At 64.2% G+C, this 24,156-nt stretch carries 26 protein-coding genes; 10 read left to right on the top strand and 16 right to left on the bottom strand.

Annotated elements, in window-relative coordinates:
• Positions 1-15: 15 nt before the first annotated feature.
• From QCD68_RS09480 to QCD68_RS09440, 9 genes are all read right to left on the bottom strand, one after another.
• Positions 16-1,545 carry an SCO6880 family protein gene (locus QCD68_RS09480; RefSeq protein ID WP_301222836.1) on the bottom strand — a complete coding sequence of 510 codons (1,530 nt, stop codon included), beginning with the start codon at positions 1,543-1,545 and terminating at the stop codon, positions 16-18.
• On the bottom strand, positions 1,538-2,869 hold the full coding sequence (locus QCD68_RS09475; protein WP_301222835.1) for a hypothetical protein: 1,332 nt from the start codon (positions 2,867-2,869) through the stop codon (positions 1,538-1,540). Before QCD68_RS09475 ends, QCD68_RS09480 begins: the two co-directional genes overlap by 8 nt.
• Positions 2,862-3,638, bottom strand: coding sequence for a hypothetical protein (locus QCD68_RS09470; protein WP_301222834.1), 777 nt, complete (start codon positions 3,636-3,638; stop codon positions 2,862-2,864). The genes QCD68_RS09475 and QCD68_RS09470 overlap by 8 nt, the downstream gene beginning before the upstream one ends.
• Positions 3,639-3,665: 27 nt before the next feature.
• Complete coding sequence (locus QCD68_RS09465; protein ID WP_301222833.1) at positions 3,666-4,019, bottom strand: TrbC/VirB2 family protein; 354 nt, start codon at positions 4,017-4,019, stop codon at positions 3,666-3,668.
• Complete coding sequence (locus QCD68_RS09460) at positions 4,016-4,633, bottom strand: hypothetical protein (RefSeq protein ID WP_301222832.1); 618 nt, start codon at positions 4,631-4,633, stop codon at positions 4,016-4,018. Before QCD68_RS09460 ends, QCD68_RS09465 begins: the two co-directional genes overlap by 4 nt.
• Positions 4,634-4,881: 248 nt before the next feature.
• Positions 4,882-6,021 (bottom strand): alpha/beta hydrolase family protein, encoded by a 1,140-nt coding sequence (locus QCD68_RS09455; protein ID WP_301222831.1) that lies wholly within the window; start codon positions 6,019-6,021, stop codon positions 4,882-4,884.
• Positions 6,021-6,935 carry a hypothetical protein gene (locus QCD68_RS09450; protein ID WP_301222830.1) on the bottom strand — a complete coding sequence of 305 codons (915 nt, stop codon included), beginning with the start codon at positions 6,933-6,935 and terminating at the stop codon, positions 6,021-6,023. The genes QCD68_RS09455 and QCD68_RS09450 overlap by 1 nt, the downstream gene beginning before the upstream one ends.
• Positions 6,932-7,444, bottom strand: a complete 513-nt coding sequence (locus QCD68_RS09445; RefSeq protein ID WP_301222829.1) for a hypothetical protein — start codon at positions 7,442-7,444, stop codon at positions 6,932-6,934. Before QCD68_RS09445 ends, QCD68_RS09450 begins: the two co-directional genes overlap by 4 nt.
• Before the next feature lie 41 nt (positions 7,445-7,485).
• The gene (locus QCD68_RS09440; RefSeq protein WP_301222828.1) at positions 7,486-8,151 is read right to left on the bottom strand and encodes an XRE family transcriptional regulator; all 666 of its coding nucleotides are present in this window, start codon (positions 8,149-8,151) and stop codon (positions 7,486-7,488) included.
• Positions 8,152-8,541: 390 nt separating this feature from the next.
• On the opposite strand from QCD68_RS09440, the gene QCD68_RS09435 reads away from it, so the two are divergent.
• The 4 genes from QCD68_RS09435 to QCD68_RS09420 all read left to right on the top strand — a co-directional run bounded on the left by QCD68_RS09435 (position 8,542) and on the right by QCD68_RS09420 (position 12,008).
• Positions 8,542-8,790: a hypothetical protein gene (locus tag QCD68_RS09435; protein ID WP_301222827.1), complete on the top strand. Its 249-nt coding sequence runs from the start codon at positions 8,542-8,544 to the stop codon at positions 8,788-8,790.
• A 277-nt stretch (positions 8,791-9,067) separates the two neighbouring features.
• Entirely contained in the window at positions 9,068-10,903 is a 1,836-nt protein-coding gene (locus QCD68_RS09430) for a hypothetical protein (protein ID WP_301222826.1), read from the top strand.
• Between the two features lie 161 nt (positions 10,904-11,064).
• Positions 11,065-11,706 carry an AAA family ATPase gene (locus QCD68_RS09425; RefSeq protein ID WP_131881544.1) on the top strand — a complete coding sequence of 214 codons (642 nt, stop codon included), beginning with the start codon at positions 11,065-11,067 and terminating at the stop codon, positions 11,704-11,706.
• Positions 11,706-12,008, top strand: coding sequence for a hypothetical protein (locus QCD68_RS09420; RefSeq protein WP_301222825.1), 303 nt, complete (start codon positions 11,706-11,708; stop codon positions 12,006-12,008). The genes QCD68_RS09425 and QCD68_RS09420 overlap by 1 nt, the downstream gene beginning before the upstream one ends.
• Positions 12,009-12,174: 166 nt before the next feature.
• Here the strand turns inward: QCD68_RS09420 and QCD68_RS09415 are convergent, their stop codons facing one another.
• Both QCD68_RS09415 and QCD68_RS09410 read right to left on the bottom strand, forming a co-directional pair.
• Positions 12,175-13,092 (bottom strand): hypothetical protein, encoded by a 918-nt coding sequence (locus QCD68_RS09415; protein ID WP_301222824.1) that lies wholly within the window; start codon positions 13,090-13,092, stop codon positions 12,175-12,177.
• Positions 13,093-13,201: 109 nt separating this feature from the next.
• Positions 13,202-13,636 carry a recombinase family protein gene (locus QCD68_RS09410; protein WP_301222823.1) on the bottom strand — a complete coding sequence of 145 codons (435 nt, stop codon included), beginning with the start codon at positions 13,634-13,636 and terminating at the stop codon, positions 13,202-13,204.
• Positions 13,637-13,774: 138 nt separating this feature from the next.
• On the opposite strand from QCD68_RS09410, the gene QCD68_RS09405 reads away from it, so the two are divergent.
• From QCD68_RS09405 to QCD68_RS09390, 4 genes are all read left to right on the top strand, one after another.
• A complete protein-coding gene (locus QCD68_RS09405) occupies positions 13,775-14,305 on the top strand; it encodes a hypothetical protein (RefSeq protein ID WP_301222822.1) in 531 nt (176 codons plus the stop codon).
• Between the two features lie 159 nt (positions 14,306-14,464).
• Complete coding sequence (locus QCD68_RS09400) at positions 14,465-15,061, top strand: recombinase family protein (protein ID WP_301222821.1); 597 nt, start codon at positions 14,465-14,467, stop codon at positions 15,059-15,061.
• A 313-nt stretch (positions 15,062-15,374) separates the two neighbouring features.
• Positions 15,375-16,718 carry an AAA family ATPase gene (locus tag QCD68_RS09395; RefSeq protein ID WP_301222820.1) on the top strand — a complete coding sequence of 448 codons (1,344 nt, stop codon included), beginning with the start codon at positions 15,375-15,377 and terminating at the stop codon, positions 16,716-16,718.
• Between the two features lie 67 nt (positions 16,719-16,785).
• Positions 16,786-17,511, top strand: a complete 726-nt coding sequence (locus QCD68_RS09390; protein ID WP_301222819.1) for a hypothetical protein — start codon at positions 16,786-16,788, stop codon at positions 17,509-17,511.
• A gap of 386 nt (positions 17,512-17,897) precedes the next feature.
• Here the strand turns inward: QCD68_RS09390 and QCD68_RS09385 are convergent, their stop codons facing one another.
• From QCD68_RS09385 to QCD68_RS09375, 3 genes are all read right to left on the bottom strand, one after another.
• Positions 17,898-18,140, bottom strand: a complete 243-nt coding sequence (locus tag QCD68_RS09385) for an Lsr2 family DNA-binding protein (protein ID WP_301222852.1) — start codon at positions 18,138-18,140, stop codon at positions 17,898-17,900.
• Positions 18,141-19,853: 1,713 nt separating this feature from the next.
• Positions 19,854-20,183 (bottom strand): hypothetical protein, encoded by a 330-nt coding sequence (locus tag QCD68_RS09380; protein ID WP_301222818.1) that lies wholly within the window; start codon positions 20,181-20,183, stop codon positions 19,854-19,856.
• Between the two features lie 133 nt (positions 20,184-20,316).
• On the bottom strand, positions 20,317-20,673 hold the full coding sequence (locus tag QCD68_RS09375) for a hypothetical protein (protein WP_301222817.1): 357 nt from the start codon (positions 20,671-20,673) through the stop codon (positions 20,317-20,319).
• A 366-nt stretch (positions 20,674-21,039) separates the two neighbouring features.
• On the opposite strand from QCD68_RS09375, the gene lepB reads away from it, so the two are divergent.
• Positions 21,040-21,780, top strand: coding sequence for a signal peptidase I (gene lepB / locus QCD68_RS09370; protein WP_367316831.1), 741 nt, complete (start codon positions 21,040-21,042; stop codon positions 21,778-21,780).
• Between the two features lie 153 nt (positions 21,781-21,933).
• Here lepB and QCD68_RS09365 read toward each other — a convergent pair whose 3' ends face one another.
• Positions 21,934-22,278, bottom strand: a complete 345-nt coding sequence (locus tag QCD68_RS09365; RefSeq protein WP_301222816.1) for a histone-like nucleoid-structuring protein Lsr2 — start codon at positions 22,276-22,278, stop codon at positions 21,934-21,936.
• A gap of 364 nt (positions 22,279-22,642) precedes the next feature.
• Here QCD68_RS09365 and QCD68_RS09360 point away from each other — a divergent pair, with 364 nt between their 5' ends.
• Positions 22,643-22,768 carry a hypothetical protein gene (locus tag QCD68_RS09360; protein ID WP_301222815.1) on the top strand — a complete coding sequence of 42 codons (126 nt, stop codon included), beginning with the start codon at positions 22,643-22,645 and terminating at the stop codon, positions 22,766-22,768.
• A gap of 53 nt (positions 22,769-22,821) precedes the next feature.
• Here QCD68_RS09360 and QCD68_RS09355 read toward each other — a convergent pair whose 3' ends face one another.
• Positions 22,822-24,009 (bottom strand): hypothetical protein, encoded by a 1,188-nt coding sequence (locus tag QCD68_RS09355; protein WP_301222814.1) that lies wholly within the window; start codon positions 24,007-24,009, stop codon positions 22,822-22,824.
• Positions 24,010-24,156 lie beyond the last annotated feature (147 nt).

Below are 24,156 nucleotides of genomic sequence, written 5' to 3'. Positions count from 1 at the left end.
CGGTGCGTCGGGGCATCAATCGGTCCGGTCGGTGACGGTCTGCATCGCGGTCGCGTACGCCCACGGCAGGACGCCGAGCGGCAGCGTCGAGTGGAACGCGGCTGCGGTGTCCGTCTCGATGAACCGGTAGGTCAGGTCACCGGCGCCCTCGAGGATCGCTTTCAGCTCAGTGGTGGCCCTGCGGATGGCCTGCGGGGTGGGCTCGAACGTGACCGTCACTTCGATGGCGAACGCCGACATCGCGGCGCCGCTCATCAGGTCCATCTGCGTCTTCTGCGCGAGCTCCTGGCGGAGCTTGGCGAACTCGTCCGTCTCCCCGGTGACGGTGGTGCTGCCACGGCGGGCGTTCACCCCGACCTTCTTCGCCGTCTTGAACGCCTTCCCCTGCGACAGGGGGCGGTAGAACACTGCGGTGCGCTTGCGGAGGAACTTCCCGTTCGGCCGGAACAGGACGTTCATCAGCTCTTCGGTGATGTGCATCTGCGGCGGAGCGACCATCATCGCTGTCATCGACGCGACCCCGTCGTGGTAGCAGATGCGGCGCTGGTCGTCGTGGAACTCGTCCGGACCGGCCTGTGTGACCGGCATCCGGAACGGCACCCCGTCGAGGGCGTCGGAGCCCAACTCTCGTGCCCGGTCCGGCCGGTACGCCACCCGGACGGCACGGGCAAGCTCGGAGCTCGTGGCGACAACAGGTCCGCCCGCACCCGCGGCGGCCAGCTTCTCGCGGTGGTTCGGCAGCTTCGCTGCGATGTCTGCTGCGGCGTCCTCGATGGTGTCCGCGAGCTCGTTCACGTTCCACACCACGGACGCGAAGACCTCCACGTCTGCGTACGTCCCCGACAAGGCGCGGGCGCCCTCTCGGAGCTGCCGCTGTGCGGCCGCGGGAGCGTCCGGGGACACCTCACTGTCGATCTTCGCGATGAGCGGCGCGATGGACTCCTGTGCGGAGTCGACCACGACCACAGCACCCTCGATTGCGCTGTCCCGCGACAGGGATGCGATCCAGCCGCCGAAGTCCGACACCTGCCCGTCGATCCGGTCCTGCGGGAGCAGTTCGGTGCCATCGGGGTGGCAGATGAACGTCGCCGCGAGCAGCGGGTTCCGTGAGCCCTTCCGGTGATGCAGGAGCACGTACTCCTCACCCTCACCGTCGGTGCCGGTGATCTCCTCGAGGTCGGCGAGCATCCCCGGCAGCGCGCTCAGGGACTCGTTCGGCAAGTTCGAGAGCAGCCCCGTGACGTAGTGGTTCGTGCCCGCCCGAGCCCGCTTCGTGTTCATCCTGCGGTCCCAGATGCGGGCGGCGAAGGTTCGGCCGGCGATTGGGTCGCCCCACCGGATGATGAAGAACACGTTGCCGAGGAGCCCAGCGAGCAGGCACACCAGCCCGAGCGGCCACCACCCGACGACCAGGCACACCACCATCACCAGGACGCCGCCGAGGAGCATCCCCCATCCGATGCCGGTCAGCCCGCCCAGCGTGCCCTTCGTCGTCGGCAACCAGTTGCCGAACTTGACCCGCTTGCCTGCAGTTGCGTCACTCACCGATCATTCCTTCCGCCGTGCTGCTGCCATCACCGGCACCGTCCGCGGCACTCCCGGCCGCGGCCCAACCTGCCTTCGACGCTGTTGACTGACCAGACCCGGAGTCCGACGCACCCTCCGCGGCCGTGGAGCTTCCCGCGCTTCCGGATGCGCCGTCGCTGCCGTCGGCCCCGGCCGCGGTGGACCCCTCGACCATCCCGCCGGCACCGGCACCGGTCTCACTGCCCGAACCACTCGAGCCGGCGTCGCTGTCGCCGCCCCCGGCCACCGAGGACGCAGCATCGTTGCCTCCCCCTCCCCCGCCACCGGAAGCGGCGATCTCGCCGCCGTCCGCGACGTCGGCGCTGGCCGTCTTCGACGCTGCTGTGCCAGCGCCAGAGGCACCGGCACTCGCGCCGCCGCTCGCGACGGCCGCTCCGACGGCGACGCCGGCCTGCACGGCGCTTGCGGCGATCCCCATCGCCATCGCGCCGCCGACGGCGCCCCCGATTGCCGCGGATGCCGGGACCAGGAGCCGCATGATCGCCGGCAATGCGATCACCGCGAGGATGATCAGCATGAGGCCGTAGATGACCCCGCCGGCGCCGTCCTGACCGTTCTTCAACCGCCACGCGAATGCGTAGATCGACGCAGCGATCGGCATGTAGATGATGAAGGCGAGAATCCAGGCGGTGATCTTCTCGAACGCCTGCTTGCCGGTCTGGAGCAGCGAGGACGCCGCAACGAGCTGCCAGAAATTGTTCAGCAGCAGCATCAGCGCCTGCCGGACGAACATGATCATCCACTGCAGCCCTACAGCGATGAGGCCGAGCAGGCCGAAGATCAACGCCAGCGCCGGGTTGCTCGCCACGATGGACGCGTCAGCGACACCCGCGGACGCCGTCGTACCCGACACCTTCAGAATCCATTGCGCGTACGCGTCCCCACCCCAGACGAGGATCTGAATCGCGGCCGTACCGAACGTGATCACCGCAACCGCACGCCCGAGGGCTTGCATCGCTTCCTTGAACGGCTCGCCGCGGTGCGCGTACATCACCCTGGCGCCAGAGACGATCAGGCCGATGACGAGCAGGAAAACCGTGATCGGCAGGTTGCTTTCCTGGAACCACTGGGCCGCTTTGTTGTCGAGCGACACCAGGAACCCGGAACTCACCCAGCTCGTCAGGAACTGCTTGAAGAGGTCGTCGTAGGAGCTGAACATCGCCTCCGCTGCCTGCTGGAATCCGCTCGATACAGCCGCCTTCGCTCCCGCCCCGACGACGGCTTTCGCACCCTCACAGCCAGTCACGATCTGGCAGATGGCATCCGTTGTGCTGCTAGCCATCAGAGCCTCCCCATGGGGTGAAGTCCGCTGCGGATGGGGTCAGGGGGTTCCCGGAGTAGAGGCCGCCGTTGTCCAGCACCGACACCTTCCAGTCGTCATCGACCCAGATCATCGTCAGTGGCACGGCGAAGTACCCCGTTGCGCCAGAGGGCTGGGTGAGAACGACGTCGACGATGGCTCGAGACTTCGTGAACGACTCGACCGTGTACCCGGCCACGCTGATCCCCTGCGCCCGCATGTCTTCCGGTGACGTTTGCCGCTTGACGACGCCGTTCACGAGGAGCGACTTGCCGGCACTGTCCGCGACGTAGAAGTTCATGAGATCGCGGACGCTGTGTCCCGTGTCGTACTGGCCGAGGTACCCGGTCGTCGCTGCGAGGGCAGCACCGGTCGGGGTCCGAGCGAAGCACGCGGCGAACCCGTCGATCTTCTTCGTCGGCCCAACTGCCGCCGACACGGGCCAGGTGATGCCGCCACGGCCCGCGTGCCACTTCAGGTCGCGTGGCACCTTCTGAGCTGCCTGACCGCTCGTAGCGACGTCGCACGAGCCCCCAGTCGACGGCGCAGCCGTGGTCGGCTTCGTACCCGCTGCGCCACCCTGCCCCTTGTCTGCCGGCGCGAACACGCCAAGCAGCGTTGAGAGCACGACGACGAGGACGGCGAGGATGAGAACGACGCCCGCGCCGATCGCCGTCGGCTTCGACTTCCAGCCGCGCTTCAGTGCAGGGCCAAGGCCGTTGCGGTTCGAGTTGCTTGTGTCTGGTGCCATGACGGCCTCCCCGGGTCGGTGACGGATTTACGCGCCGGGGATCGGCTTGCAGTTCGAGGAGATCGAGCCGATGAAGATCGAGGCGATCCCCACTGCTGCCCCGATCATGGTTGCGCCACCGATCCACCAGCCGAGCTGCTTGAGCATCTCGCCGCCATCGTGGCGCTTACCGGCGAAGAACATGCCGATGCCGAGCATGATCAGCGCGATGACGCCCAGCGCGATCGCGACGATGCGCGTCCAGAGTGTCGCGGTGTCGAGGGCGTCCTGCGCCTTCCCGGGCATGCAGTACGCCTGTGCGACGACCATGCCGGCGCGGTTGGTGGCGTCGACGAGCCGCGGTGACTTTGCGACGACGGCGTAGATGGCGTTGCTGATCATTCGGCCTTCTCCTTGTTTGACTGCGCCCCCTGGAGCGCCTTGGTAACCCGTTGCACTGGTCTGGCGAGCTGCCCGACCAGTGCAGGGGAGATTTCTGCCACCGCGCGAAGGCGAGGCATCCACGGCACGGGCACGACGGGTACCGCGCCGGCGAGCACACGTTGCTCGCGGGCGGCGTCCGGAATCGGCCGACCCGGTGCATCGGCGACCACGAGGACGGCAGCTACGGCGCCCCTACCGAGCCCCCGGACCGCCGCCTTGGCAGCGTTGATGCCCACAGGGGTCGACCGGCAGGCCAAGATGACTGGCTCGGTGAGCACGTCGGTGAGCTGCCCCTCGGGAAGGCCGAGGAGGAGGGACCACGTGCTCGCACCGCACCCGGAGTGCACGCCCACGATCGACGTCGGCTGCGCGTCGACTGCAGGCGGGACGTCTGCCCGGCCTGGGCCGGCCCAGGAGCTTGCGTCAGCGCCCTCGGCGACGGAGCTTCCGTCGAGCCGGAGGACCACCTTGGTCACGAGCGCACCGTCAGCCACGACGACGCGTACGGGGGCGGTCGCATCGACGAGGTTGGTGACCGCATCAAGCACTGCCCGTCGGACGTCTTCTCCCATGGGGACAGTTAGGACGTGGCCGTTAACTGCCCACATCGGGCCGAACGCATGCGTAACTGTGACCGGGGGAACCAGTTCACTTGAGCACTCGGTACAGAACCGAGTGCCGAGCTTCTCGCTGCCACATGCGGGGCAAGCGCGAGGGGCGTCGGTCGGTTCGCCCTCGTCGTGCGCGTTCACTGCACCACTCATGACTGTGAGTGTTGCAGATTTGCAAGATCAACGCAATGAGTTGGCCCCCGTTTGGGCTACTTCTCGGTTCCGGTGCCTGCCTGTCGCGGAATCGCAACGATCCAGTCGCGCGTGTTGGCAGCAAAGCGCTCCGGATCCGCGTTCCACTCCATCGCGTGCGGACTCGATGGGAACTGCACCAGGTCGACGAGGGGCGAGCTCGCGGCGAAGGCGCGGGATGCGGCGAAGGGGGTGGTCAGGTCGCCGTCTGAGTGGATGACCAATGTCGGTACGCCAGGGACCGGCAGTGCCTCGGACAGGCTCAGCGTCACCGGCAGTCCAAGCAGGCGCGCACCGAGCCGTGAGGACAGCAAAGCGATCGCTGACGACGCGAGCCAGTGGGGAACGCGCTGGCGGGCCATGCCGTAGTGGATGGTGCGCGCCCAGCTCACGACTGGCGACACGAGCACCAGTGCGTCGATCGCGGCGCCCTGCGGCCCGTGTTCCGCCTCCTCAAGCGCCACGGTCGCGCCCAGCGACCAACCAACGACGATGATGCGGGCTGCACCTCGCGAACGCGCGTACGCGATCGCGGAGTCAAGATCACGCCACTCTGCCTGTCCGAGCGTCGAGGGTGTACGCCCCTCCCCTGCCGCCTCACGGTCGCCGCGGTACGAGACCACGAGCGACGTGTAGCCAGTGCCGGCGAGGGCGCGCACACTTCGGAGGGCGGAGTCGCGGCCGGCGAGCATGCCGTGCACGTGGAGAACCCACGTCGATGAGTTCGTGCCGACGCCGGCGTACAACCATGCGGGCTGAGGCGCGTGGTCAGTGTCGATCACGACGTCCACCGGTTCGGTCTCGGCGACGTTGACCGCGGTAAACACGTTCCCCGCGGCACGGCCATCGGTGCCTCGCTCGAGCGGAGCAGGTTCCGCGAGATGCCGTGTCACTGTGCTGCCGTCGCCTGCAACCTTCGCGCCGGGGGCCAGTACGGTCAGCTTCGTCTCGTTCTCGTACAGCAGCCCGAGAATCCCGTCGAACCTCGTGAGCGGGTTGCTCGAGAGGACGACGCTCTGGCCATCGTCACCAACGCTCACGATCTTGGTTGGCCGAGCACGTTGCGGGAAGACCACCGCGCGGGCGAGAAACAGCGCGGCCGCCGCGTACGCCGCGGCGAGAACGACGACCGCCACGATGATGATGAGGGCGAGCATCAGGGGATGACCTCTCCGAGCTTTCTGGACAGCGTTCGTTCGATGAGACCGAACACGATGCGCTCGGTCGGCGAGAGCTCCTGCACCCCGACCCTGACGCGGTCCCGGACGTTCGCGGCCGAGTCGAACGCCAGCTGCCGGTTTGACCACCCGCCCGGACGCACGAGCGCTACCCGCCCCTCTCGGTAGCTGGGGCCGTGTCCACGGGCATCGATACGGACGGTCCATCCAGCGGCTGCCCGCCAGAAGCTGCGGGCGCCGAGGATCCAGAAGAACCCACCCACGGCGATGATGATGCCGGAGAAGAACGGCTCCTTGGCCACGTAGTAGAAGTGCTCTCGGAACGCCTCTGAGACCGGCGCGAAGTGGGCGATGCCGAGGTAAATGACTTCGACGACGTCGCTGACGAGCATCAGGGACAGCCCGATGACCCAGAGCACTGTGGGGATCGTTCTCCGCTCCGCCAGCATCCCGATCGTGTGGGCGCTGAGGGCGCCCATGATCGCCGTGTACAGCGTCGCGAACAGCCACACGGCTGACTGGTCGAGACGGTCGAGTACGAAGTGTGAGGCGTCCCCTGCGGGTGCTGTGATGAGCAGGAACGGGACCGAGAACGCGACGACCGCCGCGACGACCGCCCACAATGGCAGCCGCCGGCGCTGGAACCCGCGTTCGGCCGCGACGGCGTTGTGGAACAGCGCCAGTGCCGCGACGGCCGAGGCGTCACGGACGAGCGTCAGGAGGTTCCGGGAACCGAGGAGGCCGTCGAGCACCAGGGGTGGAGCGCCGATGACTCCGTAGGTGGCGAGCGACACTGCTGCGAAGACGGTGGCCCACCATGCGGGCTTTCGCCATGATCGGTGCCGGATCACGACGACCGCGATGAGGACCAGGAGACATACGCTTTGGATCACCCGAAGTGCTCCTCTTCCGTCGTGTCCGCGTAAGTGGTGAACCGGCGGGTGAACATGCGCGCCATCTCCTCCACGATCAACTCTTCTCGGACCGACTCAGCGTCGCCCGACTCTGAGCTGTTCCGTGGGCACAGGCGGAGGAACATCCGAGACTCGGGGTCCGGCTGCCGCGGCCTGGTGGTGCCGGGCGGGAACCAAGTGGCTGGGGCGCTCCGGACGATCAGGTGGCAGAGCTCGTGCATGCGGCTCAGGAAGCTGTAGTAGTAGCTGTCCTGGGCCGCGACGATGATCCCGGTGAAGGTCTTCGCCTCGAACAAGACGCCGGTGGTTGCCCGGAGCGGGGCGTCGGTCTCGGCGAAGACAAGCCGCCGACCGTAGATCTCCGAGACAGCGGCACACAGGTGCTCGAAGGACGCTTCTTCGGGCAGAGGCGTGTTCCACACCAGGGCCGCAGCGATCGCCGCGACCGGCTCGTGGGCGGCCTGCCCCCTGCGGCGTCCTAGCATCATGTCTCCCGTCCAGCACTCCCCCGCAGGGAGCACTCACTTGTCTAGGATCGGGGACCCTCTTCTTTGTCGATCAGCGCGCGGATCGCAGACTCCACCGTCGCCATCTCCTCCGGCTCCAACTCGTCGAGGGAGCGAGCGGCGATCTGTGTGACGCCGAACGATCGCATCGACTTCGCGAACCCCAGTTGGGCGTCGATTCGCTGCGCCTCGTCCTCGGGCGTTTGCCCCAGGAGGTAGTCCGCCGGCACCTCGAGGAAGTCAGCGAGTGCGACGACCAATGAGTGCGAGCCGGCGCCGTCGACGAACGCTCGCCACTCGCGCAGCGACAGCAGGTGTCCCGTCTTGCTCAGAGCAGCACGTGCCTTCGTGTACGACTCATCGAGATTTCCCCAGAGCCCTGCAGCTTCGAGTGCGAGCCGCGCTCGGTCCGACCGAACCACCTCGTCAACGTCGTCGGCCAGATCCAGGCCGGCGCGCTTAGCGGCACGGCCCAAGAGCTCGAGCGGATCGTCGTCGATTGCCCGGCACAACGTGACCAGCTCGACGACCGTCACCGGGCGCTTCCCGTTCAGGATTCTGTAGATCGTGTCGTGGGTGATCGACGAGTGTTCAGCCCACGCGCGCACGTTGACATGCGCGACGCCTTGCGCTGCCCGCAGCTCGGCGGCAAGCGCTCCATGCAGGGCTTGTGCGGAGGATTCGCTCATTGGTTCCACTCAAAAACGCTAGCAGGCGCCGGGTCCAGGCCTCCTTGCAAAGATACAGCAGTGTTGCTAATTTGCAACCGTGCCGAATGCTCCGCAACCTAGCCCCTGAGAGCGATGGCGACCACGTTGATGATCCCGACCGCGACTGCCCCGGCCAAGATGAACCAGACCCACGCCCGCCCGATTCGAGGCTTGGCGGATTCCTTGGTCGCGCTGGGGTGCGGCGAGGGAGCCGCTAGGGTGGAACGATCGGTCTGCACATGGATCACTCTCGCTTGGCCCGGCTGGAACCCAGCCGGGAACTCAGGTCGCGAGGTGAGAACACCCAGAATCCGACACACCGGGATCAGTGACGGACCTAAGTACGGCGTTAACACCAGAATCGTGCCTATGGCCGGATCCAACGCAGGTGTGAAGCGCAATCGCCTCCCGCGCGGACAGAAGACTGTCCGCCCTGGGCTCGCTCTTGCTTCCGATACCGCCGCCGCTTACGAGCGCGCCGCGCGAGCATCCGGCGACCTGTCCTTCTCGCTCTACCTCGAGAAGCTGCGTCGTCAGTTCGAGGACGAGCGAGGCGCGCTGCCGATTCTCGGCACCGCTGCAGTCGATCACCAGGAGGTCGCTGACCCAGCCGCTTAAACGACAGAACCCCCGCACGAGGCGGGGGTCCGGGGCTGAGCCCCAAGTCATGTTCACAACCTGCCTAGTCGCCAAACAAATCAGGTTGTGAGAGTTCCGAAGAAGAAGCCCGGTTGAAGCCGGGAGCCTTCGTCGTACCGCCACCCCGAGAGGAGGAGGTGTCGCCATCGTAACGCACGTTGCTGCGCCCCGTACAGATCAATCTGCCCGCGTGTCCTCTCGGGATAGCGCCTGGGCGTTGACGCGTTCGATCGCGCCTCGCCGGTACGTGAATCGCATGATCGCGGAGGCCGACGGGACGATCCACTCGAACAGCTACCCGTCGAAGTTCCCGACTGCAGGGCACACTCCCCCGTCGACGCCGTGGACGATCGATCTCACCGACCTTGACGGACGGTTCTGGTTCGCCGCGTTCGACCTCGACGCGAAGACCCCCGAGGACTTCGACCAGGCGGCCGAGGACCTGGGCGTACTGGTCCGGATCCTCCGCGACGCGCAGGTGCCGCACGTGGTGTGCCGTTCGAGCCCTACGGGCGGGTTCCACGTGTGGGTGCCCCTCGCCGGCGTCGACAAGGCCACGATGGTGCAGCTCGCCGGCGCTGCACGAGCTGTCCTGCCGTCCCTTGACCACGGGCTGCTCTGCAACGACCGCACCGGCGCCGTCCGTCCGCCCCTGACCCCGCACGCACGTGGTGGCGCGTCGGAGGTGATGGGCGGCGCCGACGACGTCGACGTGCTCCGCACCCCGGCCGTCACCGCCGGCGACCTGCTCCGTGTCACTGCGGCGTTCCGCGAGCTCCGTCCGACCGTGGATCCCGCGGACTCCTCCCCCACCGGTCCTGTCGACGCCCATCACCGGGTGCACCGGTCGCTGCCGGCGTGGGGTGAGGCGCACATGGCCACCGTTGCCGGCGGCCGCGACCCGTCCCGCACCGGCTACCTGTGCCTGCTCGCGGCCGCGGTGTCCGGGTGGACCCTCGCCGACGTCGAGCACGCCGCGAAGACTTCCCCCGGCATGGAGCACTACCGCACCCGCAACCGCCCCACCGGCGGCCGTGAGCCCCGCACCGCGGCCGAGGCGGCTGCGCGCCTCGAGCGGCAGTGGGTGAAGGCGCAGGAGCGGGCGGTGCTGTACCGGTACGCGCCCGAGGAACGCGAACAACGCGACCTCACCCAGCTTGCCGGCATCGTCGACGTCGTCGAGGCCATGCTGCAGGCGTTCACCGCCTCCCCCGGCCGGTGGACCCGCACTGAGGCGGACCTGCACGACAGCACCGTCTTGACCTACCTCGCCTGGCTGTCCCTGCGTTCCGGCTCCCGCGACGTCGGCGCCGCCCTCCGGTCCGTGGCGATCGCCACCGGGATCCCCTCGAGCACCGTCGACCGTTCCCTGCGCCGCCTCCACGCCGCTGGCTGGATCACCCGCCGACGTCAGGCCGACGGCCCCAACTCGGCCGTCTGGCGGCTCACAGACCGGTTTTCCACACCCGCTGTACATGTCGGGCCACTTCACAATGTGACCGCCCGCCCCCCGGGCGACCTCTTCGACGTGAGAGTTACCCTCCTGGACGTGCTGGAAGACCGGTTCGACGCCGGACGGCACGATGTCTTCACCCGTGCAGGACTCGGACCAACAGCCCGCCGCGTCTACGAGAGCCTGAGCACCGACGAGCACGCGCCCGAGGTTGTCGCTGACCGTGCAGGACTCCCCCGCGGCCGCGCACGAGCAGCACTCGCACGCATGCGCCGGTGGACCCTCGCGATCGCCACACCCACCGGCTGGCGGCGACGGCTCCAGGACTTCCGAACCCACGTGGCCAAGCAGCTCGGCGTCGACGGGATCCTCCAGCGACGAGAACAGCAGTACGCCGACGAGCGAGACCTCTGGGCCTGGTGGCAGAACCACCTCATCCGCAAGGCCGGCCGCCGCGGCCGCGACCGCACCCCCACCACACAGGTCGTCATGTTCCGATCCATCGACGACCACGGCGGCCCCGAGGCCTACCCGGCATACCCGTGTTCGAGCGACGGCCGCGCCGACCATCAGGAGGCCATGCGGTTCGTCCGACGCGGACTCCTGCAACAGCTCAGAGACCTCGAGCTGGCTGCGTAGTGCAATCCGCAAGCAGTTGATATCAGTTAATAGCAGTTGAAAGCAGTCACTAATGCTATCAACTGCTGGCATGTGCTAGTCTGCTATCAGACACTATCGCCTGCTGGATTGAACTAGCGACAGATAGTGCGTGATAGCAACGGCGTGCGAAAGGGGTTGCGATGATCACCCTCGTAGGAGGAACCAAGGGGGGGCCGGGCAAGAGCACCGTGGCCACCAACATCGGGGCGGCGCTTGCCCATCAGGGCAAGAGCGTGATTCTCGTCGACGCGGACAAGCAGCGTTCACTTGCCAAGTGGCACGCGCGCCGTGTCGACGCCGGCGTCGAACCCGCGATGACGCTTGTTGAGAAGCGGGGCAACGTGCACGCCGCCCTGCGTGACCTCGACAAGCTCTACGACCACGTGATCGTCGACGTCGCCGGCGACGACAACCAGGAGATGCGAACCGCGATGACCGCAGCGGACCTGATGATCGTTGTCCTCCGAGCCAGCCAGTTCGACGTCGAGACGCTCGAAGAGTTCGACGAGGTGATCTCGACGGCTCGCGACTTCAACCCGGACCTAGAGGTCCGTAGCTTGCTCAGCCAGGCGCCAACGAACCACAACGAGACAGAAACAGAAGACGTCTCCGAGTTCATCGTGGAGTACCCCCAGGTGAAGCCCCTTGAAACCGTCCTGTACTCGCGGAAGGCATACCGGGACGCTGCGGCTCCTGGTCTTGGGGTGATGGAGCTTCCGGCCTCCAAGGCGAAGCAGGCGCGGGCTGAGATCCAGGAGCTGACGGCGGAGGTTTACGGCTAATGCCTATCGCACGGAACAAGAAGACCGAGGCAGACCCCGCCGCGATCGCCGCATTCGGGGCTGCCGCTGACGCTCTGCCCCCCGAGGCACCCGCGACAGTTCAGCCGCCCATTCCGGTGAAAGCTCGGGCGCAGAGCACGGGTGATGCCCCGTTGACGGCACTTGTGCGCTGGCGCGGGCACGAAGCGCTACGGGACCGCATCGCGGCCTACAGCAAGGCGACCAGGTACCCGAATCACGCGATCATGCTGCGAGCCATGGAGATCGGCATGGAGCACATCGAGAAGAACGGCATGGAGTAGCACTCACTAGCGACTGCTAGTCGTGGCTTACAAGTAATAGCCCCTGATATCACGTAATAGCAAGGGCTATCTAGGTCAGAAATCGGCGCTGGTATCGCGTTTGAGGGCCGGCGCCCTACGTGTCCGTCGGCTGATGCCCCCGGCCCAATCCGGGGGCATCAGCCACTCAGCGGTCGTTCCAGACCCGCTGAAACCTCGGCGCGGGTGGAAGGTCGTCGCCAGTCCAAGTGAGGTTCCCTTGCCCGCCCCGGGCTGCGACCACGTCCAGAGCAGTCTTGAACCCCAACATCGCCGCGTCGAGCGCGAGACCCACGGTTGCTAGGTCGGCCGACATCATCCCGGTGAGGATGCCGCCCCCGTTGTTTTCCTTCACTTCGACGCTCGCCATGCTGATAGCACGTGATAGCGACGGATGGGTGAGGCCGGACACGTAGTGCCAAGTGCCACGGACTTCCCCGACGCTCATGCCGATGACTGGGGCGATTGCTTCCAGGATCGGGCCGAAGCCGGGCATACCTCGCTCGTCGATCTCGACCCCCAGGCGAGCAGCATGGTCGAGTATTCGACCCTTCTCGGAACGGACTCGCTTCGAGTTCTCACGCCGCATCTTCTGCTTTGCGGACCTCTCTGCGGCGTCGTCCGTCAACGCGGGAGTCGACGCGACCACGACCGCCTTGTCATCGTGCGAGAGGTCTGAGAGTCGAGCCTCGAGGGTGCGTTTCACCCGCACGAGCTGCTCGTTGGGAGCGACCAGCCAAGTCGCGAGAGCAGAGCCCTCGATGACCGTCCGGAGGAGAGGGTAGAGGCCGATGATCGGTACCCGAATGTCTTGGCCGTCAGCCAAGACGGCTAGGGCGGTTCTCAACGCGTCACTCGAGACGTTGAGCGCGTAGTGCACCAGATGGGACGTGTGAAACGGAGCCGTCATGTCGTCGTCCGCGAGGAGTTCCGATCCTGGCCGGGCGATCTCGGGGACGCTCACCCGTTCATCGTGAGCGACGATCGAGCGCAGCATCAGCATCTGCCAGTTCAGGCGCTCGTTGGCGTCCGCCTCGTCCCCGCCCGGACCTACGATTCTCACCATTGGTATCCCCTCTGGCAGCATCCGCTACCGTGTGATAGCAGATGCTAGCGATAACTAGGTGCCGCTAGTGCTCAATGCGGGGGAGTGCAAGGTCCGCCGGCGCGGTGTCTTACCCGCGCTTGAACCCCCGATAGACCGTGGCGCGGGCGACGTCGAATAGTTCCGCGAGCTCGCCATTGGTGTAGTCACCGGATCGATGCATCGACACCAGGAGCGCTTCGCGCTTGGGGTAGAGCTTGGGCTTGCCACCCTTCAGCCGGCCCTTCGCTCGAGCGGTGGCCATGCCCTCCCGAGTGCGGGCGCTGACCAGGTTCGCTTCGAACTCCGCGAACACCGACCGCATGCCGAACATCGTCCGCCCCATCGGGTCCAGGGGGTCGTACACGGATCCGTTGAAGCCGAGGCGCACATCCTTGGCTGCGAGCTCGGCCGCGATCGTGCTGGCGTGCACGGCAGAGCGGGCGAGCCGGTCGAGCTTGGTGACCACGAGGGTGTCGCCGGCCCAGCAGGCAGCGATCGCCTGCTCGAGCCTGGGCCGGGCCACGCGTGGCGCATCGGTGGTCAGTCAGTCCAGTGGCGGAGTTGGGAGGGTGTCGCCCGATCTGCCAGCTAGATTCTCTGTTGCAATCCACTCAGCAGTAGGCTTACTATGCATTGCAATAGACGATCAGCCGGAGGCGACATGCCAACCACCTACATCCCCCATCTCATCCCCGCCGAACACTACGGCGACATCGTTGACCTCATCCGAGAACGTCTCGAGGCTCTTGGGTTCGAACCGACCCCCGGAGCTGTAGAGATCAGGTTGACGACGGGTGCGCCGGAAACTGACCAAGCCGTGCGCGGCACCCAAGTGGCCCTCGATGAGCACACGCCGTGGTCGGTGGAGAACCTCACCGCGCTGATCGAGAATCCGACCGCGACCTCCCAGCGCTGGAGGAAGGCGATCGATGTCTGCGCAAGCCACGTCGGCGAGTTCCTTCCGACCGAAACGATCGCAGCGGAATCAGGCATGGTGGTGAACGTGTGGCGGTCGGCGTGCAGGAAGATGACGGTCCACCAGCGCGCCACCTACCCGGACGAGACGTCCTGGCCGCTCGCCACCGCCAGTGGACGAGACATCGGCGAACCGACCGGTCCCCTGTATGTCGCGATCACACCCGAGCAAGCCAATCGTTGGGCTGAAGCAAACGCTCGAATCGGTCAGCGCTAAACAATCTCGGGCGCGTGCCACAAATGACCGTTTGTGGCACGTCGCTGGCTCCGGTCGGTCAGCGCTGCGCCACGCCGGCGTTCCGTGTAGCGGAACTCAGTGTCGGTATCTACGTGCCGTTTCCACTGATGTCCGACGGGTTCCGCTACGTTCTGAGTCATGGGTGAGCTTCTCGGGTACGCGCGGGTGTCGACGACCGACCAGGATGCGGCGCTGCAGCTCGACGCGTTGAACGCCGCCGGCTGCTACCGGGTGTGGGTCGACACGATCTCCGGATCACTCGAGCACCGTCCCGAGCTGACCAAGCTGCTCGATCAGCTTCGACCGGGTGACACCCTTGTCGTGTGGCGGCTCGACCGGCTCGGGCGATCGATCCGGCATCTGATCGACCAGCTGCAGGCGCTGGGGGAGCGAGGTGTTGGGTTCCGATCCCTGCAAGAGACGATCGACACCACCTCACCCGGCGGGCGGCTCGTGTTCCACGTCTTCGCTGCCCTGGCCGAGTTCGAGCGTGACCTCATCCGAGAGCGCACTCACGCTGGGCTCGCAGCCGCTCGAGCTCGAGGGCGAACTGGTGGGAGGCCGCCCCGGCTGTCGGCCGATCAGGTACGGACCGCCCGGCGCCTGTACGAGCAGCAGGACATGACGGTCGCGCAGATCGGCGATGTCCTCGGCGTCAGTCGGACGACGGTGTATCGGGCACTCCGCCGCGAGAGCGAGCCTGTCGCGGGTCGGCGTGGCAAGATCTCAGGCTGACCGCCGGGCCCCGCGTGTGCCGTGCGATCGCTGCGCTCTGGGGTGTTGCGACACGTCTAGAGCCAAGGCCGAATCTGTCGCGAAACCACTCAAACCCACCCTATGGCCACGGTTCTCAGCCACGCTCGGGCCGTGGTGATGGGGCATACCCCAGCAAGACGCTGCAGTCCGCCTCAGTTGGTGACCGGCGACCGGTACCGACACGGCTCCCGACATGCGCGCGATGTGGGACCAAGCAGCGCTCCTAGTACCCGATCCCCACGCGCAAGGGCGGCGATCCCACTATGATTCGAGCTACGCAAGAAGGGGAGCAATGCTCACAACTGCTGCCGTACGAGATCTCGTAGGCGAATTTGACCATACAATCACGCTTGAACCAGGGTGGCAGTTTGCAATTGCCTACGGCCTCAACGGTGTCGGCAAAACAAAGTTCTTAGAACTGATCAATGCCTCGATTAACCTGGATCTGAACCGCCTGTCGACAGCTTGGTTTTCGTCTCTCACCCTGATCGCGGATAATCAGGATGAATTACTGGTACAGAAGATCCAGACGCCTGCAGCCGACGATAGCGAAGAAGATTCGACGGAGCACGTGATATATACACTCCGTACTTTTGACGACGGAGAAGTCATCGAGTGGCTGGCTCCTATTGAGGAAGACCTCATGATTCGCCGTCGCATTCAACGCGTTTCGCCCTACGTACCCGTTCCAGGCTCGCCCACTTTGTGGCGAGATCCGTCCGATGGCGAGATCGTTGGCTACTCCGAACTACGGGAGCGCTATGGGCCTCACGTGCGCACTCGACGACCCGTGTCGCGCCTTTCGGCACCCACTGCCCTTCAGGCGTTCTTGGAACGCAATAAGACCTATCTGATTGAGACTCAGAGGCTTGTCACTATTCCCTCGACAACAAACGGGTCCCGAATCGACAGTCAACTTTCCCCGAAATGGAATGTAGAAGCCTATGCGGGCGACCTCAAGCAGCGCATCGAAAGGGCCCTCGCGGAGAACTCGCTCGCATCGCAGCGTCTCGACAGGTCATTTCCACGACGCATTATTGATCAACATGTCGAAGATGCTCTGAGCGAGGAAGATATTCGCCAGCAGTACCAGGAACAGGATCTGCATCGGCGTAGACTTGTTGACATTGGGCTTACCTCGGCCGAAATGGACGTGCCCCTTCCGACCAAAGAGTTGAAAGAGTGGCAACGCGCAGTTCTTACGACGTACTTGGAGGACAATGCTCTGAAGCTTGGCACGTTCGATGATCTTCTAGCTCGGATCAGCCTGCTTGAAGAACTGGTCAATGATCGTTTCTTGCGCAAGGCTATTGTGGTCGACGCGAAGGACGGGCTGACCCTCCGATCTCTTAGTTCGAATCACGTAATCCCGGCAAGCGGCCTGTCTACAGGTGAACAGCATGAACTAGTGCTCATGTACAACCTGTTATTCCGGGTGGACCCAGGAACGTTAGTGCTGATCGACGAACCCGAAATCTCGCTGCACGTTACTTGGCAGAAAAGCTTTTTGGCTGATGTCTCTCGAGTCGCCGAACTTCGAGGGTTCTCCTTTGTCGTGGCCACGCATTCGCCGCAAATTATTGGGCAGTGGTGGTCCCGGACAGTCGAGTTGGGGCCTGGCGAAGATGCTGAATAGTCTTGACGGTAATGACCTATTCAATACGCTTATGTTGGAGCGCGGTCACTCGACCACGGCTTGTGTGGTGGTCGAAGGTGAAACGGACTTCAATCTGTTGTCGGACTTTCTCCGCGGGGAGTCGTTGGACGTAATGGTGGGGTACGGCAAGCAAAGTCTTCTTGAAGCCAGCGCCGCGGCCATGGAAGCACTGCCCAAAATCGTGTTCCTAGTGGACGCGGACCTGGATCGACTTACGGGCGAAATCAGTGGCTACTCCGCTAATGTCGTAGCAACCGATCTCTACGACCTGTACATGGATGCGCACGCCCAGGACCCGAAGGGGCTCGTTAGGGTTGCACGCCGCTATCTCGACGATTCGTCGGTATCACCGGACCAAGGGATTAGTTTGGCTTTTGAGGCTGCCGCGGCCGTCGGAGCAGCTCGACATGTCTCAAAGATTAATTCGTACAACCTAAATCTGGCAGATTTCCCAGTACACCTGGTGATGAATGCGTCAGACGGTCGAACCCAGGTTACCGAACTGGCTGACCTCACCTTGAAGCGATCGAAGCCCGTCGACATCACCGCCGACGCGCTTTCAGAGGCTGTCAGCAAACAAGCGTCCGCGCCAGACCGGATCGTTATAGTGAACAGCCATGATTTGTTGGCAGCGTTACATTTCTGCTGCGCACAGTTTGGAACAGGAAGAGTTAGCCAGAAAATGGACCACCTGTTTGAGCTTGCAGTTGATAGGTCTGTCTTTGCGACAATGCCCGTAATTAGACGGCTAGAGGAGCGCTTAGCGGCCTAGCGCGGTGGCGCTTAAGGGTGCGCGGCGGGCTACGGAAGTGCACCAGTCAGGCGTGGCCACGACTGACGTGGAGGTCATCGGGGTTGACACTACGACGCGCCGAATCGATCGAGCCAAGAGGAATACCGCAACTACTTCTCTTGCGCAGGTGCCGCCGTTATAATTGAGTACTGGGGCTCGCAGTATCTTGAGGTCGCTGGTGTAGAGCGACTATTACGTCCGGACCACGACGCAGGCTGCAGGCGAAACGCCCTGAGGCGGAAGACGGACAGCCGTCGTAAACGGAGGCGCTGTCTCCACCTGACGTAAGAGCGCGCTATCAGCGCGATCGGCAACGGCCGGCGACCCTAAAGGGGTGGCCGGCCGTCGCCGTAGGGAGAGCGGCGTTAGTGTGTGGCGTCGTACGCGTCGCGGACCGCCTGGCTAATCCGGCCACGGCTAGAGACGTCGTAGCCGTTGGCCGCGGCCCACTCGTGGATCTTGCCGAGCTCCTCGGAGTTTCCACGTTTTGGGGCGCTGCCGGAGGAGGCGCGGCTGGAGCGGTTGCCGGTCTTGCGTGCGGCGGCGACGTAGTCGGAGAACGTTTCGCCGGCTGACCATCCCGTGTACGAGTGCCCGCCCGACCGCAGCGCGATCGGCGTGTGGGTGTTCGGGCGAAGGCGAGGCCAGCCACGACGTCGTCCGTGTTCGCCACGCGGAGGATGCCCCGCGGGTCGGCGTCGTCGTAGCGGGCGTTCTTCAGCTTCCGCGCCGCGTCCCAGCCACGGGAGCCCGAGCGGAGCAGCGCCCCGGTGGTCGCCGCGGCCAGGGCGTCCCAGCTGTCCGGGCCGGCGCCCGTCGGCGGGCGCTGGCAGCAGCCGTCGCCGTGGCGCTCGTTCCAGAGGTCCGCGTCCCCGTCGGCGTCGGCACGGGCGACCCGCCGCTGCACGCCGCGAGGACCCCGGCGAGGCCGAGTCCCACCCCTCCGGCGATCAGACCTCTGCGCGTGGTCGAGCTCCTCAATGGTTCAGTCACGGTACTTGTCTACGCCTGGGGGGAGCTGATCCGGTCGGCACCGACTCAGACGTGCACCGAGTCCCCGGCGCCCGCCGTCGGACTGCTGCTGAATGCTCTTCCGGAAGCGGCTCGACGTGATTCTGGTTCGGCGCTGTGGGGACGAGCGGCAGCAGCAATGTCCCGGCTCATCGAAGAAGACTCGACATCGTTGATCTGTGGCTCTCAGCCGCTCCAACCGGTGCGTGAGCGTCGTGGTGGATTAGAGCGAAGGGGTGGCTGTGACTGAGACCGAACGACGCGGAAGCTCACAAGATAAGCAGCAGGGCATCGCGCGGAACGGACGGTTGAAGCGCCGGCAGCCCTTCCCGACGCTCTTCGCGTTGCTCGGGGTTACTGCAGTGGTCCCGTTGGTCAGCGTCGGCCGCGTAGGAGCGATTGCCCCGAACAACCTAACCGTTTCTGCCCTGGTCGGCATCGGCCGCCCGGAGCCGGAGTCGAAACGCCGACGTTCTTCACGTCGCCGAAGCCGCACTCCGCATGGGCACCGCTCTCGAGGCTCACTAGCTGACCCGGTCTTAAGCCCCGCCGGTTGTCTGCAGTTAAGTACATGAGCGCGTGGATTTGCTCTAAGCTATATGTCGTGCACACAACCGCGAGTGTTGGCCCGATCACTACCGCTGTCATCACCAGTGTGACAGCGGCTGGCCCGTCCCCGGACTCTGACGGCTACGACAGCTACGAGCGGTGTTGAGGGTACCTGAAACATGAGAAGCTTTAGTACCTGCTCTCTTCTCGTGCTCGGGATAGTTGCCTGCACATCAATCTCAGCGTGTAGCTCCACGACTCCGTCTGGACCAAACCGAGAATTGACTAGCGCGAGCAGTGCTCCTGTCTCCTCGTACACGCCGTTCAATCGAAGCGTTGGAAAACTGCGCGTAGTGGCTTGTCTGCGCAAAGTTGGCATTGACGCGAGATTCGATCAAAGTGATGGTGCTGCTTTGAGCGGGGCGTCATCTCAGAAAGTTGCTCAAAAGGCACTAGCGCGCTGCGAAAAGCAAGCAGGGTTTCCCTCACTTGCTCAAATCACCAACAGCGAGTTGGCGTACCTGTATAGAAAAACTATCGACGAGCGAAACTGCCTTGTTTTGCAAGGGCAGGCAATTGATCCGATGCCATCGTGGCCAAACTTCAAACAAAACTACTTGAAGAATCCGTTCTTGCCCTATGAACATCTGCGAAATATGACGCCAAGTGACCTAGCTGCTCTTGAGCGAGCATGCCCTGAGCCGGACCTCTAAACAAGGAGCCCCCGCTCAAAACATGAGCGGGGGCTACCTCGATAGTCGTTACGAGCAGAACGCGAGTCCGCTCCCGATCTTGTCAGCCATGTAACCCGACGAACTCACGTTTGTGGTGTTAAAGACATGGGTCTGATATTTGAAAGCGCCGTTAGTGAATCCGAAGTACACACGGGTCTTACCCACGGGAGTGACGAAGAACTGTGCTTCGTCGCCTGGGAGCGACGATACTTGCGCCTGAATGCCAACATTTGAGGTTCCGCAATTGTGAGCGCCTAGCTGCTTAACAGGCTCAGCGTTGGCCGACGACGCGGCGACGATGCTTATGGTGACGGTGGCTGCAGCTACCATGGCCAGAGTTACTTGGTTAATCTTCATTGAGTCCCCGTAATTCGATGAGAATAGAGAAGCCGCTGCTATTCAATCAGGCGCAACGCAAAAAGGAAGTGCTGGCCGAGTGCGACTCCAGGTAATGCGTGATACACACGGGTGTGTGTGTCGAGTGCGTAGTTTAGGGGGCACTCACCGTGACGGAACCGGCACGAGAATTGCCTTTGGCGAAAATAAAGGTGACTTTTCCGCTATAAACGGAGGGGAAGGTGCAGGAACCATTGTTGTTGTAGCCGATCGATCCGCTACAGAAAACTTTACCCGAACCGTTGACGACGTCGTACTGGGCCTTGCCTGAGGTCGTGCCAAAGAAGGTAGCAAAAACTACGCTCCTCTTGGCGCTGACGTTGATCGATGCGCTGCAGAGCTCGTCGGTCTTTGTGCAGTTCGCCTGGGCGGCGTTGGCGGGGGTCGCCGCGCCTATGATCGCTGCCGCGACGACTGCGGTACCGACGAGGAGTTGCGTGACTTTCTTCATGATTATCCTATCAGATTATGATTACTCATACGAAAAAGCGAAACTGCGATGGTGTTACTTGCCTACTCTTTCCTAGGTGCCGCCGTTTGAAGATCGTGGCAACGCAGTCTCTCGCCACGATGCCGAATTACTGAAAATATCTTCAGATACAAGCGAGCATGGGCTGAAGCTATTTCGGTCGCAGCGTATGGCTGTCGCCAGGGCTTCGGCGAGTCGTCTCATTGGAGGACAGGTGATGTACCCTTCGACGAGGAGGGGGTCGGCTTCCCGCCGGCATTTTGGAGGGCTTACGGACCACTACCCGCTAGTCCGGGTGTGTTGTCGCGTAGGATTCCGGCACCCCACAGCTTCGTACGAAGAGGACCCATGACAGACGCCGCCGGGCCAGTTGAGCCTGCCCATGCCTCATTGCAGCGGAAGCCCAACGGCATGCTCAAATTCCTGCGTGATCTCCTTATCATATTTGTCGCCGCATTGCTGGTGTCGTTTCTTGTAAAGACTTTTTTGATTCGCTCGTTCTATATACCATCCGGTTCGATGATGAATACATTGATGGTAAATGACAGGGTGGTCGTGAATGAGTTGACCCCGAAAATAACCCCGTTGCATCGCGGAGACGTTATCGTCTTCAAAGATCCAGGCGGGTGGTTGGCGAATGAATCACCAACTACTGAACAATCGACAAATCCACTGATGGCGGGATTCAAGCAGGCGCTATCTTCAGTAGGCCTGGCGTCCCAGGATGGTAATAATCACTTGATCAAGCGAGTTATCGGGCTGCCTGGTGACAAAATCGAGTGCTGTAACAGCTTGGGTCAGTTGTCGGTCAACGGCGTTCCGCTCGACGAGCCCTATATCAATGTGCCAGCAGGCAAGCCGTCAGATGCATACGAATATTCTGTGACGGTGCCGAAGAACAAGCTGTGGGTCTTGGGGGATAATAGGTATTTCTCCGAAGACTCGGCTGCGCACAACGCTGCTGGTGACCCTGTGGTGTTCGTTCCTGAAGATGACGTCGTCGGCCGTGCGTTCGTTTTGAGTTGGCCAATTTCCCGTTGGACGACACTGTCGGACTATCCGGACGTGTTCAAAGGAACGAGCAAATAGCAGGTATCGTCTTCGTCAAATTGACGAAGTCCCACAGCGAAGCGTAGATCAGTGGAGCGGCGTAGTTGTCTTAAGAGACGACTATCGGCGCGGACGCCAACGGCCGGCAACCCCGAGGGGTGGCCGGCCGTTGTCGCGTATGGGGGAGTGACGTCAGTGCGCGGCGTCGTACGCGTCGCGGACGGCCTGGCTAATCCGGCCGCGGGAGGAGACCTCGTGGCCGTTAGCTGCCGCCCACTCGCGGATCTTGCCAAGCTCCTCGGAGTTGCCCCGCTTGGGCGCGCTGCCAGAGGATGCGCGGCCGCTGCGGTTGCCGGTCTTGCGGGCTGCAGCGATGTAGTCGGAGAACGCTTCGCGGAGCTGGTCTGCGTTGTCGTCGGTGAGGTCGATTTCGTAGTTGGCGCCGTCGAACCCGAAGGTGACCGTGCGGCCCTTGCCGTCTTCGATGGTGTCGCCGGTCAGGTCGTCGACGAGGTGGGTGGTGACTTTCTGCGCCATGGGTATTACTGCCTTTCGGTAGGGGAGAGCACATCTACTGTGGCATAGGTTGCTTGGTTAAGTGAGACGTTACGGCGCAACGCCCGGGTGTGCGGTAGGTCAGGGTGGTCGTGTTGATGAAAAGCACACCTGTTCCCTCCGGCTACGTTGCCGCTTTGGCCGAGGTAAAGCGCTTGGAGAAGCTCAGGACCGAGGGGCATCCTGGTGATCTCGTGGTCAAGAGATCAGGCCGGCACCATGAAGAACTTCATGACTACCTCAAGCACCGACGAGCGGGTGTGGCGGCACATTCCAGGGCGCGGTCGACTCTGCTGAGCTCCGGCTGTCATCGAGCCACGACAGCGGGACCTGGTCTACTTGACGCATGGATGACGACCATCGTCGTGAGGCCCGCTACTGGATGTGGGTGGTGCTTTGGGTCGGTGTCCCGGCGGTGACGCTCGCCGTGCTGATGGGCGTGATCCTGGTGACCGGACGCATCAGTTACTGAACCTCACCGGCAGCCGTGTCCTGCCGAGGTGGTACCGGTTGACGAGCGAGGTCTTACGGTGCTGTGCGGAACTCGATGAGTGTGACGCCCCCGAATGTGTTCGTTTCGGCCGGGCGGTACCCGTGTCCCAGGATCGCTTGGGTTACCAGGCGCACTTCGGGGCTGTTGGTCTGTCCGACGTACCAGACGACATCCACGGAGTCAGAGCGTCCGACCGCGGCGCCGACGTCCCCACGGGTCGGCCAGAACCCATCCGCGGGCGGCGCCGGCGTGCGGCCGAGGTCCGTGACGCCCTGCAGTTGTTGCGGGTAGTCCACCCGCAGCTGTGTGGGCGGACGGGCCATGTTGCCGTAGATGATGCCGGCCCGATCGGTCCCGTCGGCCAGACGTTCCGTACGGATCTCGTCTGCGACGGCGTGGAAGTCCGCGGTGACGGGGATCCCCCACCGGACCTGCTTCCACGCGGAACCTCCGAGCACGAGCAGCAGCACGAGGCCGATGACGGCGACGATCGCCGTCAGCCGTCGGTGCATGAGCGCGTCGAGGCCGGCAGCGACGAGGAGGGAAAGAGCGGGGACGCTCATCGCGAGGTACCGGTCAGTGAATGTCGGCGACACCAGGACCGTCACCACCAGCAGCCCGAGCGGCGGCACCACGAACCACGGAACCAGCAGCCCGAGCGCCGGACGGAGACGACGAGTCCGGAGCATCCACACGATGCCGACGATGGCGAGCAGCCAGCTGATGATCGCTGCGACGGTCGGCCACCGGAGGCTCTGCTGCACCAACGGCAACAGGAACGACGCGTCCCGGAACACGGTACGGAAGCCGCTGGACACGGTCGGTGCTTTCAACCAGCCGATCTGTCCGCTCTGACCGGCAGCCAGGACAGCGAACGGCGCAGAGAACACGGCGACAATGACGATGACCCCAAGGCCGATCAGTGCCGCTCGGTTGCCGGAACGGCCTCGACGCCACCAGAGCAGTAGGACCGTCAGCGCGTGCGCGGCGATGAGGAAGACGATCCACAGATCCAGCAAGACTCCGGCGTACGCGACCACCGCGTAGCCAGCCCACGCCGCCGAAGCGTGCCAGCGCTTCCTCGCCGAGGTCGGGTCGGCCGCGACGAGGAGAAGCAGGGATGCGGCGACTGCGGCCAGCATCTCGAGCGCCTGCGAGCGTCCGTTCGTCGCAGCGAGCAGTACTGCCGGAGTCGCCAGGAAGACGACCGCGGCAAGCACCCCAGCTCGAGCGCTGAGCAGTCGGGAACCGAGGGGCACCAGGAGCGGGGGGGGGCCCCCCCCCGGGGGGGGGGGGGGGGGGGGGGGGGGGGCGGGCGGCGGGCGGCCCACCCCCCCCGGCCCCCCCGCACCCACCCCCCCACGCGC

The sequence above is a fragment of the Curtobacterium sp. PsM8 genome (assembly GCF_030433875.1).
In the GTDB taxonomy this organism is placed as follows: domain Bacteria; phylum Actinomycetota; class Actinomycetes; order Actinomycetales; family Microbacteriaceae; genus Curtobacterium.
This window is presented reverse-complemented; position numbering and strand designations above follow the sequence as displayed.